This window comes from uncultured Erythrobacter sp. (genome assembly GCF_947492365.1).
GTDB lineage: Bacteria > Pseudomonadota > Alphaproteobacteria > Sphingomonadales > Sphingomonadaceae > Erythrobacter.
This window is the reverse complement of the sequence record NZ_CANLMB010000001.1, coordinates 917,471-931,251: the sequence shown is the minus strand read 5'-3', so window position 1 is coordinate 931,251 and position 13,781 is coordinate 917,471. Positions and strand designations below refer to the sequence as shown.

14 protein-coding genes and 1 tRNA gene are annotated in these 13,781 nt (G+C 58.8%); 8 read left to right on the top strand and 7 right to left on the bottom strand.

Features of this window, described 5'->3' with window-relative positions; all coding sequences use genetic code 11:
* Positions 1-76: 76 nt before the first annotated feature.
* Complete coding sequence (locus Q0887_RS04550; RefSeq protein ID WP_299192698.1) at positions 77-568, bottom strand: Hsp20 family protein; 492 nt, start codon at positions 566-568, stop codon at positions 77-79.
* Between the two features lie 204 nt (positions 569-772).
* Here Q0887_RS04550 and grxC point away from each other — a divergent pair, with 204 nt between their 5' ends.
* The 4 genes from grxC to Q0887_RS04530 all read left to right on the top strand — a co-directional run bounded on the left by grxC (position 773) and on the right by Q0887_RS04530 (position 2,469).
* Entirely contained in the window at positions 773-1,036 is a 264-nt protein-coding gene (gene grxC, locus Q0887_RS04545; RefSeq protein ID WP_299192696.1) for a glutaredoxin 3, read from the top strand.
* 9 nt (positions 1,037-1,045) lie between these two features.
* The gene (locus Q0887_RS04540) at positions 1,046-1,870 is read left to right on the top strand and encodes a carbon-nitrogen hydrolase family protein (RefSeq protein ID WP_299192695.1); all 825 of its coding nucleotides are present in this window, start codon (positions 1,046-1,048) and stop codon (positions 1,868-1,870) included.
* Between the two features lie 9 nt (positions 1,871-1,879).
* Complete coding sequence (locus Q0887_RS04535; RefSeq protein WP_299192693.1) at positions 1,880-2,359, top strand: DUF1178 family protein; 480 nt, start codon at positions 1,880-1,882, stop codon at positions 2,357-2,359.
* Positions 2,360-2,392: 33 nt separating this feature from the next.
* Positions 2,393-2,469, top strand: a tRNA-Arg gene (locus Q0887_RS04530).
* Between the two features lie 497 nt (positions 2,470-2,966).
* Here the strand turns inward: Q0887_RS04530 and Q0887_RS04525 are convergent.
* From Q0887_RS04525 to Q0887_RS04515, 3 genes are all read right to left on the bottom strand, one after another.
* Positions 2,967-4,100, bottom strand: coding sequence for an MFS transporter (locus Q0887_RS04525; RefSeq protein ID WP_299192691.1), 1,134 nt, complete (start codon positions 4,098-4,100; stop codon positions 2,967-2,969).
* Positions 4,101-4,162: 62 nt separating this feature from the next.
* Positions 4,163-5,074, bottom strand: a complete 912-nt coding sequence (locus Q0887_RS04520; RefSeq protein ID WP_299192689.1) for a haloalkane dehalogenase — start codon at positions 5,072-5,074, stop codon at positions 4,163-4,165.
* A gap of 58 nt (positions 5,075-5,132) precedes the next feature.
* On the bottom strand, positions 5,133-5,996 hold the full coding sequence (locus Q0887_RS04515) for a mechanosensitive ion channel family protein (RefSeq protein ID WP_299192687.1): 864 nt from the start codon (positions 5,994-5,996) through the stop codon (positions 5,133-5,135).
* 165 nt (positions 5,997-6,161) lie between these two features.
* Here Q0887_RS04515 and Q0887_RS04510 point away from each other — a divergent pair, with 165 nt between their 5' ends.
* The 4 genes from Q0887_RS04510 to Q0887_RS04495 all read left to right on the top strand — a co-directional run bounded on the left by Q0887_RS04510 (position 6,162) and on the right by Q0887_RS04495 (position 10,386).
* Positions 6,162-7,322 carry an acyl-CoA dehydrogenase family protein gene (locus Q0887_RS04510; protein WP_299192685.1) on the top strand — a complete coding sequence of 387 codons (1,161 nt, stop codon included), beginning with the start codon at positions 6,162-6,164 and terminating at the stop codon, positions 7,320-7,322.
* A 106-nt stretch (positions 7,323-7,428) separates the two neighbouring features.
* Complete coding sequence (locus tag Q0887_RS04505; protein WP_299192683.1) at positions 7,429-7,728, top strand: septum formation initiator family protein; 300 nt, start codon at positions 7,429-7,431, stop codon at positions 7,726-7,728.
* A gap of 171 nt (positions 7,729-7,899) precedes the next feature.
* A complete protein-coding gene (gene pdhA, locus Q0887_RS04500) occupies positions 7,900-9,030 on the top strand; it encodes a pyruvate dehydrogenase (acetyl-transferring) E1 component subunit alpha (protein WP_299192682.1) in 1,131 nt (376 codons plus the stop codon).
* A 3-nt stretch (positions 9,031-9,033) separates the two neighbouring features.
* Positions 9,034-10,386, top strand: a complete 1,353-nt coding sequence (locus tag Q0887_RS04495; RefSeq protein WP_299192681.1) for a pyruvate dehydrogenase complex E1 component subunit beta — start codon at positions 9,034-9,036, stop codon at positions 10,384-10,386.
* A gap of 49 nt (positions 10,387-10,435) precedes the next feature.
* Here Q0887_RS04495 and Q0887_RS04490 read toward each other — a convergent pair whose 3' ends face one another.
* The 3 genes from Q0887_RS04490 to Q0887_RS04480 are packed head-to-tail and all read right to left on the bottom strand — an operon-like array spanning position 10,436 to position 13,685.
* Entirely contained in the window at positions 10,436-11,131 is a 696-nt protein-coding gene (locus tag Q0887_RS04490; protein ID WP_299192679.1) for a hypothetical protein, read from the bottom strand.
* Positions 11,131-11,730 (bottom strand): TadE/TadG family type IV pilus assembly protein, encoded by a 600-nt coding sequence (locus Q0887_RS04485; protein WP_299192677.1) that lies wholly within the window; start codon positions 11,728-11,730, stop codon positions 11,131-11,133. The genes Q0887_RS04490 and Q0887_RS04485 overlap by 1 nt, the downstream gene beginning before the upstream one ends.
* Complete coding sequence (locus Q0887_RS04480) at positions 11,727-13,685, bottom strand: Tad domain-containing protein (RefSeq protein WP_299192675.1); 1,959 nt, start codon at positions 13,683-13,685, stop codon at positions 11,727-11,729. The genes Q0887_RS04485 and Q0887_RS04480 overlap by 4 nt, the downstream gene beginning before the upstream one ends.
* Positions 13,686-13,781: the final 96 nt, after the last annotated feature.

The window sequence follows — 13,781 nt, the reverse complement described above, 5'->3', positions numbered from 1 at the left end:
AACCGCGGGGGCGAGTCCTTCGGGACCGCCCCCACTTAACTTTATCAAATTATCGAGATTATCGCGGGACTTGCGCTCACGCAGCGTTGGCGGAGTCGTCCTTATCGCTGTCTGGGACAGCGGTCAGAGTTGCGCTGGCATTGGTGCTGCCATTCACCGCGATCTTCTTGGGCTTCATCGCCTCGGGCACTTCGCGTACCAGATCGATGATCAGCAGACCGTCTGCCAGGTCGGCATTTGCGACGCGGACATAGTCGGCCAGTTCAAATCGGCGTTCAAAGCCGCGGTTTGCGATCCCGACATGGAGCAGCTCGCTACCATCGTCGTTCTCTTCGCGTTTCTTGCCTTGCACGGTCAGCAGGTTGGCCTGCGCAGTGATCTCAATATCCTGCGGGCGGAAACCGGCGACGGCGAGGGTGATCCGGTAATTGTCTTCACCGCGCCGCGCGATGTTGAAGGGTGGGTAATTGTCGCCCGAACTGGCGCGGGCCTGGCTTTCGAGCATGTCGAACAGGCGGTCAAAGCCAACGGTGCTGCGGCGATAGGGGGTAAAATCAAGACGTGACATAGTTCAAATCCTCTTTGCTTTGAGCAATTTGTGTGGTGACAGGCCTGCCTCATGCAGCGCCTGCCGGTGAATCGCGGTCTGCGGCTCCCCATTATTGGCGGAACAACTGGATCAAACCGGCGACACACACTAATTAGGACGGGCAAACCGGCTTTCAAGAGTTTTTGAATGCGGCTTTGAAAGCGGATTTACAGGATTAACGCGATGACCAAACCGACCGTCGACATCTACACCAAGTTCACCTGCGGCTTTTGCCACCGGGCAAAGCATCTGCTGTCGTCCAAGGGTGTGGAGTTCAAGGAGCACGACATCACAATGGGCGGCCCGAAAAAGGCAGAGATGCTTGAGCGCGCACCCGAAGCGCGCACCGTGCCCCAGATTTTCATCGGCGATCACCACATCGGCGGCTCCGACGATCTCGCCATGCTAGAGGCGCAGGGCAAGCTCGACGCATTGCTGGCGGGGTAGGGCGCAGCAATGCCCAAAATCGCGATCTTGCAGATGACTTCGGGGATTGATCCCGAGGCTAATCTGTTTGCGATTGAAGACGCGGCTCAGGCGGCGGCAGGAGAGGGCGCGCAGGTGCTATTCACGCCCGAGATGGCGACACTGCTTGACCGTGATCGTAAACGCGCGTCCGCTTCGATCGAACCCGGTCTGGTCTGGGAGCTTAAGGAACGTCTGACCAACTATGCGATGGAATTCGGTATCGACATCGCTTTGGGCTCCATGCCTGTGCCAAGCCAGGAAGGGCGGTTTGCAAACCGCTCGATGTATTTCGACAGAAATTGCGACGGACCGGTCGATCCCGTTACCTATGACAAGATGCACATGTTCGACGTCGAATTGTCGACCGGTGAGACTTGGCGCGAAAGCAAAGCGTACGAGGCCGGCAACAAGGTCGTAGCGGTGGAAGACACGCCAGTTGGCAGGCTCGGCTTGTCAGTCTGCTATGACATGCGCTTTCCCGCGTTGTTCGAGGCTCTCGGAAACCGCCGATGCGATGCCATCGCGGTGCCCGCCGCCTTCACCAAACCCACAGGCGAGGCGCATTGGCATGTCCTGTTGCGTGCGCGTGCCATCGAAGCCAGCGCCTTCGTGATCGCAGCCGCGCAAACCGGAAAGCACGAGGATGGCCGCGAAACTTACGGCCACAGCCTCGTCGTCGATCCTTGGGGTGAGGTTCTGCTCGATATGGGCGAGGAGCCGGGTCTTGGATTTTGCGACATCGACCTTGGCCGGATCGCCGAAGTGCGCGCGCAGGTGCCCAGCCTTGCCAACCGCCGCGAAATCCCCAATTAGTCGCGCGTAATGATCGTATTCGACCTCCACTGCGCCCATGGCCACCGCTTCGAAGGCTGGTTCGGCTCTTCCTCCGATTATGAGGATCAGCGGGAGCGTGGTCTGGTGAGTTGTCCTGAATGCGGCTCGGCGGAAATTGGTAAAGCCCCGATGGCGCCTGCAGTTCCCGCTAAAGGCAACACTGACCGCGCAGCGCCTGCTCCCGTGCCTGCACAAGCTGACACTCAGCCGGTTTCGAACACGCCCATGCCTGCAGAAGTGCAGCAAGCCCTGCAAAAGCTTGCCCAGGCGCAGGCCAAGGCGCTTAAGAACAGCAAGTGGGTGGGTAAGGACTTCGCTGAGCAATCGCGCGAAATGCATTATGGCGAGCGCGACGAAGCGGCGATCCACGGACAGGCCAGCCTCGAGGACGCCAAAGCGCTGGTCGATGAAGGCGTTCCGGTCGCGCCGCTCCCGTTCCCGATAGCTCCACCGGAAGATCTCAATTGATTGAGAGGTCTGCGCTGCTATTGGAGGCGACGGGGCCCCGTAGCTCAGCTGGATAGAGCACCAGATTCCTAATCTGGGGGCCGCGTGTTCGAATCACGCCGGGGTCACCACTCTTGTTTTTCGATTGCCCATCCGGGCAATCGTCCTCGCTAGACGCGCAGCAGAGCTGCGCCCGCTGCGGGCCGCGCAGTCGCGCTCTGACTGCTGTGAGCAAGGTTCTGGCATCGAATGGTTGTGAGCCGAAGGCGAGCCAAAGCCCGACGGGACGCCCGTAGGCGATCCGTAGCGAAGCGGAGGAGACTCGCCGAGGAGTGGGCGCGGAGGCGTCCACACAAACAAAAAAGCGCTCGGCATATCCGTAGCGGCGAGGGGGGAGTGCCGTTCGGAAGAGCCGGAGCGCTTTTCTACTGGCCTTGATAGGGCCGGTGAGATGGTGAAGGCAGTCGGGCAGACCGGAGCGGCTCTAGTTTTGCGACCCTTTGGGAGAGGGGGTGCGACCAGCCATTCGGTAAAGTCCGTAGTGCCTTCGAAGAGCACTTATTACCGAACACGGATAACAAAAGGTTAACGCCAAGCGCGCTTTATGGACTCGGTCTTAGGGGCTCTCCTAATCCCCTTTGCGAGCAGCCGAGTATGACAAGCCCAGCACGCAGGCCGACATCGCAAAGACGAGCGCGCAAGTGCCGCCCCATCCGCCCCAGTCATATACTGCGGTACCAAGGATCGAACCGACTGCGCCGCCCAGAAACATGATGACGATATAGGTCGTCGTCAGACGCGTGCGGATCGCCGGTTCGAGCGTGAGGAAAGTCATCCGTCCGGTCACATCGATGCTCGGCCCGACGATGTTGACCAGCACCAGAGGCACCAGCACGGTCCAAACATTCCACCCCAACGGATACATCAAAGCGACGCCGATTAGCTGGACGATTGCGGCGAGGAAGCGCGCGCGTCTTGCGCCGACCTTATCCGCCCATTTGCCCAGCCTCGGCGTCGAGAAGATGCTGATCGCTGCGATGCCTGCCAGATAGCCAACCGTATCGACGCCATAACCCATCGCGTCGCTAGTCAGATGCAGCGCCAGCGCCAACCAGGTCGCAGTGAAGGTCGCAAAGTTCAGCCCCTGAATGAGCGCCGACACCAGCATATCGCGATGCGAACGGGCGAGGGTGAAGACCGAGGTGAGCAGCGCACCATAGCTGCCTTGCGGGACTTTGGGCGCAGTCCCCTCGCTGCGCATCGTGAGCGGCAGTAGAGCGGTCACAGCCGCCATCAGGGCAAAGGCGCACCAATAGACCACTCGCCAGCCATAGGCCTCTGCCAGGACGCCCGCGCCCACCCGTGCGACCAGAATGCCGAAAATCACTCCCGCCGTTAGCAACGCGGTCACTTGGCCGAGGCGCTCGGGATCGACGCGTTTCGAAGCGAAGGCCGGGATCAGGTAAGGCGCTATGGTGACAAAGCCGAGCAGGGTCGATGCGAGCGTGAACAGCGCAAAACCCTGCGCCAGAGCCATGCCGAGCATGAACACGCATTGCGCGCTGACAAAGGCGATGCACAACGCCTTGTTCGAATAGCGATCCCCCAGCGGCAACAACAGGAGAATGCCTAGCGCCAGGGCCAGCTGATTGAGCGCAGGCACAATCCCGATCTGTGCATCGCTCACGCCGAAATCCCGCGCGACCTCGCTGATGATCGGATGAATGTAATAGGCATTGGCCGTCACGACAGCGACCGTCACCGCAAGCGCATATTCCTGCGCGCGGGTGAGGTGGGCTGGTGCGGCCGGTTGTGCCGAATTGCTCAGAGCACGCCTGCCTTCTTGGCGGTGTCGATCATGCCTTGGGCAAGCTCAACCGGGCTATCCTCCTGACAGAAATGCCCGCAGGTCGAGAGCATGCCATGCGGCATTCCCGCAGCGCCGGCGATATTGTCGATCAGGGGCTGGGCGAGGCCGCCTGTGACCGGATCGTCCTCTCCGAACAGGGTCAGGAACGGTCTGTCAAACGCGGCGAGGCCTTTCCAAGCGGCTTTGTTCTGCGCGATCCCGTCCATCCCGTCTTCGACCGGGACCAATTGCGGGAATGCTCGCGCGCCTGCTTTGCTGGCTTCATCAGGGAAGGGCGCGTCATAGGCAGCAATCTCTGCGGGTGAGCGCTCGGTCGCGGTGGCGCGCTGGAGCAGCTCGCCAATTGCAAATTCAGGAGAGGATTTGGCAAATTCGCGCCAGGCAAGGAATGCCGGTGAGGGTGTTCCGCCAGTGGGCAGGAAGGTGTTGCTGGCGACGACACAAGTGAACCGCTCGGGCGCTTCGCCAACCATGCGCAGGCCGAGCAATCCGCCCCAATCCTGACAGAACAACGCCGCCGCTTCAGGCACCACCGCATCGCGCCACTGGCCGAGCCAACTGACGTGGCGGTCATAGGTGTAGAAGCCGATATCGTCCGGCTTATCGCTCTTTCCGAACCCGATGAGGTCTGGCGCAAGGCAGCGAAAGCCTGCTTTGACCAACACGGGGATCATCTTGCGATAGAGGAAACTCCAGCTCGGCTCGCCGTGGAACAGCAGCACCGGCGGGCCATCCTTCGGACCTTCATCCAGATAGTGCATCCGCCCCCGATGCCCTTCGCCAAGATCAATCTCGATCCAGTTCTCGGCGAAAGGATAATCGGGTATCGCGGCAAAGCGCGAGAGGTCGGCATTGAGCACTTGCATCACTGGGTTCTCCTCTTTCGAAGAGATCAGTAGCACACAAAAACCTTTGCCAAAGCCCCTATGCGCTCTCGCCCGGTTCGTTGCCCATGGGCACGCGTTCCTTGAACGTATGGGTGACGTAGGGGAACGGAATCTCGATCCCCGCATCATCCAGCGCGCGTTTGATCGCACGCACCACTTGGTCCTTCGATTCGCGGCCAGCGCGCGGGGTCGAACCCGACCACCAGCGGACCAGATAATCGACCGAGGAAGAGTTGAATTCATCAGCGAAAATATCGACACCCTTGTCCACGTCGACCAGCTCAACAGCTGTGACGGCCTTGCGGATGACCTCTGCAGCCTTATCGAGGTCGGTGTCGTAGGAAACGCCGATCACGACGCTATGGCGGCGCTGCTCCTTGTCGGTCAGGATTTCGACCGGGTTCTTGAACAGGATCGAGTTGGGCACGACCGTGACTTCGCCAGACAGCTTGCGGATGTGGGTTTCGCGCAAGGTAATGTGCTCGACCTTGCCGACGATGCCTTCGCATTCGATCACATCGCCGATCCGCATCTTCTCGCGGATCATGATGAGGACGCCAGCGAGAAAGTTCTCGAAAATATCCTGAAATGCAAAGCCGATCGCGACCGCACCGATACCAAGGCCCGCAATCAGGCTGCCCGGAGTAAGGCCCGGAAAGACCACAATCGCGGCGACCAGCAAGCCGAATAGCCAGACACCAATCTTCACAATCGTCTTGATTAACGTCCGCAGCGAGGGGCGCAGTTCAGTTTTGCCGATCGCTTTGTCCGCGATACTGACGCCGACCTTCGCGACAATGGCGGTGATAAGTATGATGACGAGCGCGATGGCAATACCGGGCAATGCTCGGACGAATTCGGTTCCCATGAGATTCAATTGGTCGATCAATGTGTCGATCATAAAATTCGCTTGTCCTTATGTTTTCTTCCCAACGGGTGGGATCGCTCTTTTGATCCAAAGAGTTAGCGTGCTCAGGCACATGCCGCGCTAACAATTGGATGAGGTAGACTTGGCTCTCTCGGGCAGGCAAGCAGCATATGCACTGCAAAGGAAATGCTCAAGTCCATGAAAGCCGAAAGCGAAGAACTGACCGAAATCCGCCGCGCTGTGCGGGCGCTTTGCGACGAATTTCCCGGAGAATATTGGCGCGCCAAGGATGCAGCACGCGAATATCCGGGCGAGTTTGTCGACGCGCTAACCCAGGCGGGCTTTCTGGCGGCACTGATCCCGGAAGAATTTGGCGGCAGCGGGCTAAGCCTCGATGCGGCGGCGGTGATCATGGAGGAGATCCAGGCGAGCGGCTGCAACGGCTCCTCCGCGCACGCGCAGATGTATATCATGAACACGCTGCTGCGTTACGGGTCAGACGCGCAGAAGGAGGAATATCTGCCCAGAATCGCCAAGGGTGATCTGCGCTTGCAGGCCTTTGGCGTCTCGGAACCCACCAGCGGCACCGACACGCTCAGCCTGAAGACCCGCGCAGTCAAAGACGGCGATGAATATGTCATCAGCGGCCAGAAAATCTGGACGAGCCGTGCGGAGCACTCGGACCTCATGCTGCTCCTCGCCCGCACCACGCCGCGCGAGCAAGTCGAGAAGAAGACCGAGGGGCTCTCGATCTTCCTCGTCGACATGCAGGAAGCGCTTCGCAGCGGCATGAGCATCAAGCCGATCCGCACAATGATGAACCATTCTTCCTGCGAAGTGTTCTTCGACGATCTGCGCATTCCAGCAAGCGCGCTGGTGGGCGAGGAAGGGAAGGGCTTTCGCTACATCCTGTCCGGCATGAACGCCGAACGCATCCTAATCGGTGCCGAGTGCATCGGCGATGCCAAATGGTTCATCGAACAGGCGAAAGCCTATGCCGGCGACCGCAACGTCTTTGCGCGTCCCATCGGCCAGAATCAGGGCGTCCAGTTCCCGATTGCACGCTGCTATGCCCAAATGCGCGCGGCCGAGCTGATGGTTCACCACGCCGCACAGGTCTATGACGAGGGCGGCAATCCGGGCGAAGAAGCCAATATGGCGAAATTACTCGCGTCCGAAGCCAGCTGGGCGGCGGCGGATATGTGTGTGCAGACCTTTGGCGGCTTTGGCTTTGCAGAGGAATATGACGTCGAACGCAAGTTTCGCGAAGCACGGCTCTACACAGTCGCGCCAATCTCAACCAATCTGATCCTGTCTTACTTAGCCGAGCATGTCCTCGGCCTGCCTCGTTCCTATTGAACGGCCTTAGGCCGGCTCACTGCCTGACAAATTCTGCCATCTGAGCGCATTTCACTTGCGGTAAGCGGTTAACTATGATTCTGTGGGATTTCAACGAGGGATGATCATGCGAAAGCCACCAAGGGAAAATGCGAAACAGGCCTTTGCGCTTGTGCTGCTTGTCGCCCTAACGGTGGGCGCGATTGCCGGGCCCACAGGCCTCCTCGCATGGGCGGAGAATGCTGAGACGCTGGAACAGCGCAAGGCGCGTATCGCGGTTCTTACCGAGGAACGCGATGCTCTGCGCAACCGAGTTGATCTGCTCGACCCGAACGGCGCTGACCCCGATCTGGTAAGCGAGCTTATCCGTGAAGATCTTGGCGTCATTCACCCCGATGAAATTGTGATTACGTTGGACGGTGAATAACCGTCTCTATTCGCGTTCAAGCGAAATCTAACCAATCTGGCAAATCGAGTTGAATTCGCGCGGGTTTCCGTTGCGTCACGCCTGTCCGCATGCCTATAGGACAGCTCAACGTGGACGCGCACTTTCCCTCCCCAGTCTGGTGCGCGCTGAACGAGAGAAGGGACACAGATCTTGGCCAAAAAGCCAGCAGCCAAAAAGCCCGCCGCTAAACGCGCGCCCGCTAAGCGCACGAAAGCGGCAAAGTCGAAGCCTGAAAGCGCCGTAGCGCCTTCGGATGATCCGGACTTCATCCTCCATTCGCTTCAGGAGGAATTCGAGAAAACCAAGCGCTTCGACGCCAGCGATGATCAGATGCTCGAATTCTACCGGCAGATGCTACTCATCCGCCGATTCGAGGAGAAGGCTGGCCAGCTTTACGGCCTCGGCCTGATCGGCGGTTTCTGCCACCTCTATATCGGGCAGGAAGCGGTCGCGATCGGCCTGCAAAGCGCGCTCGACGGGGACAAGGACAGCGTGATCACCGGCTACCGCGATCACGGCCACATGCTCGCTTACGGCATCGACCCCAAGGTCATCATGGCCGAGCTGACTGGCCGCGAAGCTGGCATTTCCAAGGGCAAGGGCGGCTCGATGCATATGTTCAGCACCGAGCACAAATTCTATGGCGGACACGGCATTGTCGGCGCGCAGGTTGCGTTGGGCGGCGGTCTGGCGCTCGCGCATCAGTACAATGAAGATGGCGGGTTGTGCCTTGCCTATTTCGGCGACGGCGCGGCGAACCAGGGGCAGGTCTACGAGACCTTCAACATGGCTGCGCTGTGGAATCTCCCGATCGTTTTCGTGGTCGAGGACAACCAATACGCCATGGGCACAGCCAGTTCGCGTAGCTCGGCTGAAACCCGCTTCCACCGCCGCGGCACCGCGTTCCGCATTCCCGGTATGGAAGTGAACGGCATGGACGTGCTCGAAGTGCGGGCCGCTGCCGAGGTAGCCTTCAAACATGTGCGGGAAGGCAAAGGGCCGGTTCTGATGGAGCTCAACACCTATCGCTATCGCGGCCACTCAATGTCCGACCCTGCTAAGTACCGCACCCGCGAAGAAGTGCAGGAACAGCGCGACCACCACGATCCGATCGAGCGCTTGAAGAAGACGCTGGTCGATGCCGGCCATAGCGAGGATGACCTGAAAGCTATCGACAAGGATATCCGCAAGATCGTCGCCGAGAGCGCCGACTTCGCCGAAAACTCGCCTGAGCCTGCACCGGCAGAACTCTACACCGAAGTTCTGGTGGAGGAGTATTGATCCATGGCTATCGAACTCAAAATGCCCGCGCTTTCGCCGACCATGGAAGAAGGCACGCTCGCCAAGTGGCTCAAATCCGAAGGCGACACGATTGAACCCGGCGACATCATCGCCGAGATCGAAACCGACAAGGCTACGATGGAATTCGAAGCCATTGACGAAGGTGTGCTGACCAAAATTCTCGTGGCTGAAGGCACCGAGAATGTCGCTGTCGGCACTGTGATCGCAGAGTTGCAAGGGGAGGGAGATGAAAGCCCGGCTCCCACGCCTGCTCCGGTAGAAGCTCCGACTCCAACGCCTGCGCCCGCAGCAACGGCAGAGCGCCCTGCGGCCTCCTCACCGGTCAGCGATCCGAGCATCCCTGAAGGAACTACCTTCACCAGCACAACCGTGCGCGAAGCCTTGCGCGACGCGATGGCAGAGGAAATGCGCGCAGACCGCCGCGTTTTTGTGATGGGTGAGGAAGTCGCCGAATATCAAGGCGCCTACAAAGTGACGCAGGGCCTGCTCGACGAATTTGGCCCCAAGCGCGTCATCGACACGCCGATCACCGAATACGGCTTTGCCGGCATTGGCTCGGGCGCGGCGATGGGTGGTTTGAAGCCGATTGTCGAGTTCATGACCTTCAACTTTGCGATGCAGGCGATTGACCACATCGTGAACTCTGCGGCCAAGACCAACTATATGTCAGGCGGCCAGATGCGTTGCCCGATCGTATTCCGCGGCCCCAATGGCGCAGCTTCGCGCGTAGGTGCGCAGCACTCGCAAAACTACGGTCCGTGGTATGCGAGCGTCCCCGGTCTCATCGTCATCGCGCCCTATGACAGCGCCGATGCGAAAGGCCTAATGAAGGCAGCAATCCGCTCCGAAGATCCGGTTGTCTTCCTCGAGAACGAGCTGGTCTATGGCCGCTCATTTGAAGTTCCTGACCTCGACGATCACGTCCTGCCCATCGGCAAGGCGCGTATCGTGCGTGAGGGCAAAGATGCGACGATTGTGACCTACTCGATTGGCGTAGGTCTAGCGCTTGAAGCGGCTGAAGAGCTGGCAGGGCAGGGCATCGACGCGGAAGTCATCGATCTGCGGACATTGCGTCCGCTCGACAAGCAGACCGTGCTTGAAAGCCTTGCCAAAACCAACCGGTTGGTCGTCGCCGAAGAAGGCTGGCCGACCTGCTCGATTGCGAGCGAGATCATTGCGATCTGCATGGAAGAAGGCTTCGACGATCTAGACGCGCCGGTTGCCCGGGTCTGCAACGAAGATGTGCCGCTGCCCTATGCCGCGAACCTTGAAAAGCTCGCGCTTATCGACGCGCCTCGGATCGTCGAGGCGGTCAAGAAGGTCTGCTACGTCTGAAAATTGTAGTGGGAGGCGCGGGGTGCAATCGCGCCTCCCACGAACTCTATCAGGCCGGACGGTCAGCCGAATACACGTCGCAATCTGCAACAGGCGAGGCCGGCGTCGTCTGATAAAGCTGGGTCAAATCGCGGCTGTCACGAACGGTGAAAGCAGCGGTGTACCGGATTTCGGTATCGCCATAAAAGTCCACCGGCGTAATCGGTTCGTAGGTGTAGGACACTTCAACAAACATCACTGCCGTACCCTGGCTTGCAGTGATCCGGTTGCCCGGCTCACCCATACCATTGAACGAAGTGCCGCTAGCTCCATCGCCTTCAACACCGTAGCTTGACGCAAAGTTTTTGGCACCACGGCAACGCTGCCATGCAATCCATTGTCCGCCGCCGGTGTTCTTCTGCAGGCTGGAAAGGATAATGCGGCCCTGTTCGTAAATCCCGTAGCCATCGCCCAGCTTTTCGGCCCCGACAAAGGTGCCGTTGACGTCGTCTTCATAGACCTTGCGCGAGACCAGAACATCCGCCTCACCGATGCGTGATGCGTTATCGGCAACCTGCATTGCGACCTGGCTGATCTGCATATGGGTGATGGTGAAATAGGCGGTTTCTGTGCCGAGCAGGCCCATGCCCAGCACGATCGGCGCGCTAAAGGCAAACTCGACCATTGCCACAGCCGAATTGTCCCGGCCTAGGTCGCGAAGCCTGGCCGCTTTACTGCGGATCGAACGGATTGCTTTGGTAATCATTACACGCAGTTCCCGGTTTCGATGGTTCTGTCTTGTTCGTCATAAGGCTGGTTGCGCAGCACAGTGGAAGCGCGCAGCTCAACTTCCTGCGGCAGGCCCGCAAGGCCGTACATCGGGAAGAGCCGCGGGTAGCTCACAACAGCGGTGTAGAGCACCGCATCGCGTGCGCCGCCGATCCCGTCTTCACCGCGATTGGCATCCCATTGGCCATTGCTGTTTGAATCGACAAATGGCTCGCCATTGTTGCACACACCGTCATTGTTATCGTCGGTGTATTCTTCAGCCTCGCCGATATCTTCAAAGTCGAAGTGCGAGAGCTTTTCGAGCGTGATCGTCGCCGTGTCGGGCACGACAAGACCAATCTCGTCTATCACTCGTTGATCGATCGTATTTTGCTGACTGCCCGCACTTTCGAGCGTGAGGTCACGGCCTGCTTTCTGCATGGCACCGTTGAGCAATGCCGATGTGTATTGCGAATGGGCCATGTCGAAAATGCCCATGATCATCAGGATCAGGACCGGCGCGACAAAGCCGAATTCGGTTAATGTCGCGCCGCTCTTGTCGCGGCGAAGCTGGCGGAAGAAGCTGAGACCGGTCATTCTGTGAGCCTCAGAGCTGCGATTTTCTCGGCAATTTCGGTGAATGCAGTATCCAGTTCATCAGAATTGCTTGCCTGATAGGCCCGGCCTGGAGTCGCGCAATCGATGAGATTTTGCGACAGGGTAGTGCCAAATGCGACCACCCAGACCGAAATGTTCTTGTTGCGCGCGGCCCGGCAAGCGGCCTGGAAACGCTCGGCGTGGTTGGTGGCCATGTTGGTGGAAGACGCATCGGTCGTTACGCGCCGATCCCACCATTCAATGCCGTATAGACCGTAGATGCTATTGCTGGTCGACTGCTCGCCATCAGTCATGAAGACGATGTGGCGCGAGATCGCATCGCCGTTCGGAGCGGTGGCATTCTCCGATGAGAAGATACCGTCCGGGGTGATGAAGCGCCCGCCCCAGATCATGCCAAAATCGTGATAGGTCGCGCCATTCGGAATAAAGCCGTTGGATGCGGAGACCCAGTTTTCCAGATCGGTGCGACTGTCAAAGGCAGCCAGCTTTCGCGCGGCCTTGGGGCAGGTATCGTTAGGATGCGACTTGTCCTCGGTCGAACCGGTCACTTCCGATGTTGTCCACGTACCGCTGCCGTCAGGGTAGCGATAGTATGCGAGGCTGCGCAGCATCGGAGCCCAACGTTCGTCATCCGAACTAGGGACAAGATCAATATCAAGATCATAGGCACCGGTCGGAACCGGATCCCAGGTCGATGACACGACGGTGCTGGCCTCTTCGATGCAACCGTTCCAAGTATGGGTTTCGTTGGCTTCTTCCCAACCGGTAGGGAGAGAAACCGAACCATTCGAATAGACTGAAGAAACGTTCCATTCGACCGGGCGATAGGCCCAGAAGAATTCTTGGTTCTCCACACGGCCTTCGGTCACGGTGATTGTTGAATCAGCGTAGTAATATTCGCGGTCGTAGAACAAACGGCAACGGCCGTTCGAGCTATAGTAGTAGCCGCCGGTGAAGGTAAGACGCTCATATCGCACGACACCATCATAGGTCGTGGTGCGCGGGTCCGTTCCGCTTTGCGACGTTTGCGTCCACGTCGCTTCGCTGCTCGACACATAGATGTCTGATCGGCTGTTGATCGAAGCGACGCACTGATCATAGGTCAGGCCGTATTCGTTTTCTTCAGTCGAACCCTGAGAGGTATAACTATAGCCGCTTCCGGTTCGCGTGTATTGATAATCGGTCGGCTCATAGGTGTAGGTGATCTGCCAATCGGCTTCGCGCGACTGATAGGTATGGCTTGTTTTCATCCAGCTCGAATTGAGCGAGTCGCCCACATTGACCTGATTCGAGTAGGGCAAGATACCGTAGCGTATCTGCGCGCTGGCCGAAGTAGCCGAGTCAACGGTATCATAGAATGTGAGCACAGAATCGCGCAGTGCGCTTATTCTGGAATCGGCACATTCAACCCAAAGGCCGCCCGACACCCCGCAATTCGTCCCATCGGTATTCCATGCCATGGAACCGGTTGTATCGAGCACAAACATGATGTCGGTGTTGGAGATGTTGATCTCCGCCGAACATTCGACGGTCAGATTGAACTCTTCGTATCCGAATGCGCCCATGATCGTGGTAGGAAGCGTTCCAGAAGCTACCCCGCTGACTGTGCCGTCATCTTCGGTGTAGACCCGACTGCGGTCCTCAAGGCCGAACGTGCCGTCCGGATAGTTCTGATCGAAGAAATTGTAGCCGATATTCCGGTGTTCACCGGTGAAGTTGTTCTTGTCCATCGCGCGGCGAGCGGCGAGGGCGCCGGCATCGCAGGCAGCCTGCAGACGCGTCTCGGTCATGTAGTACCGGCTGGCATCGACCCCGCCGCCAACCATCGCCATCAACGGCACCAGCGAGGCTGCCGAAATTGCAATCGTGTTCGCCGTCACATCTTTCGCAAGTCTGCGAAACAGGGGAAGGTGGGTCTGTGTATCCTGGCCCATCGGGTCTAAGTCCTCAGCTCGAAGTCTGCACAAAATAGCGCGGAATCCTTGATATGTCTGAGGGCCTTAGCCCAGCCACAGTAAGCAGTTTCCGAA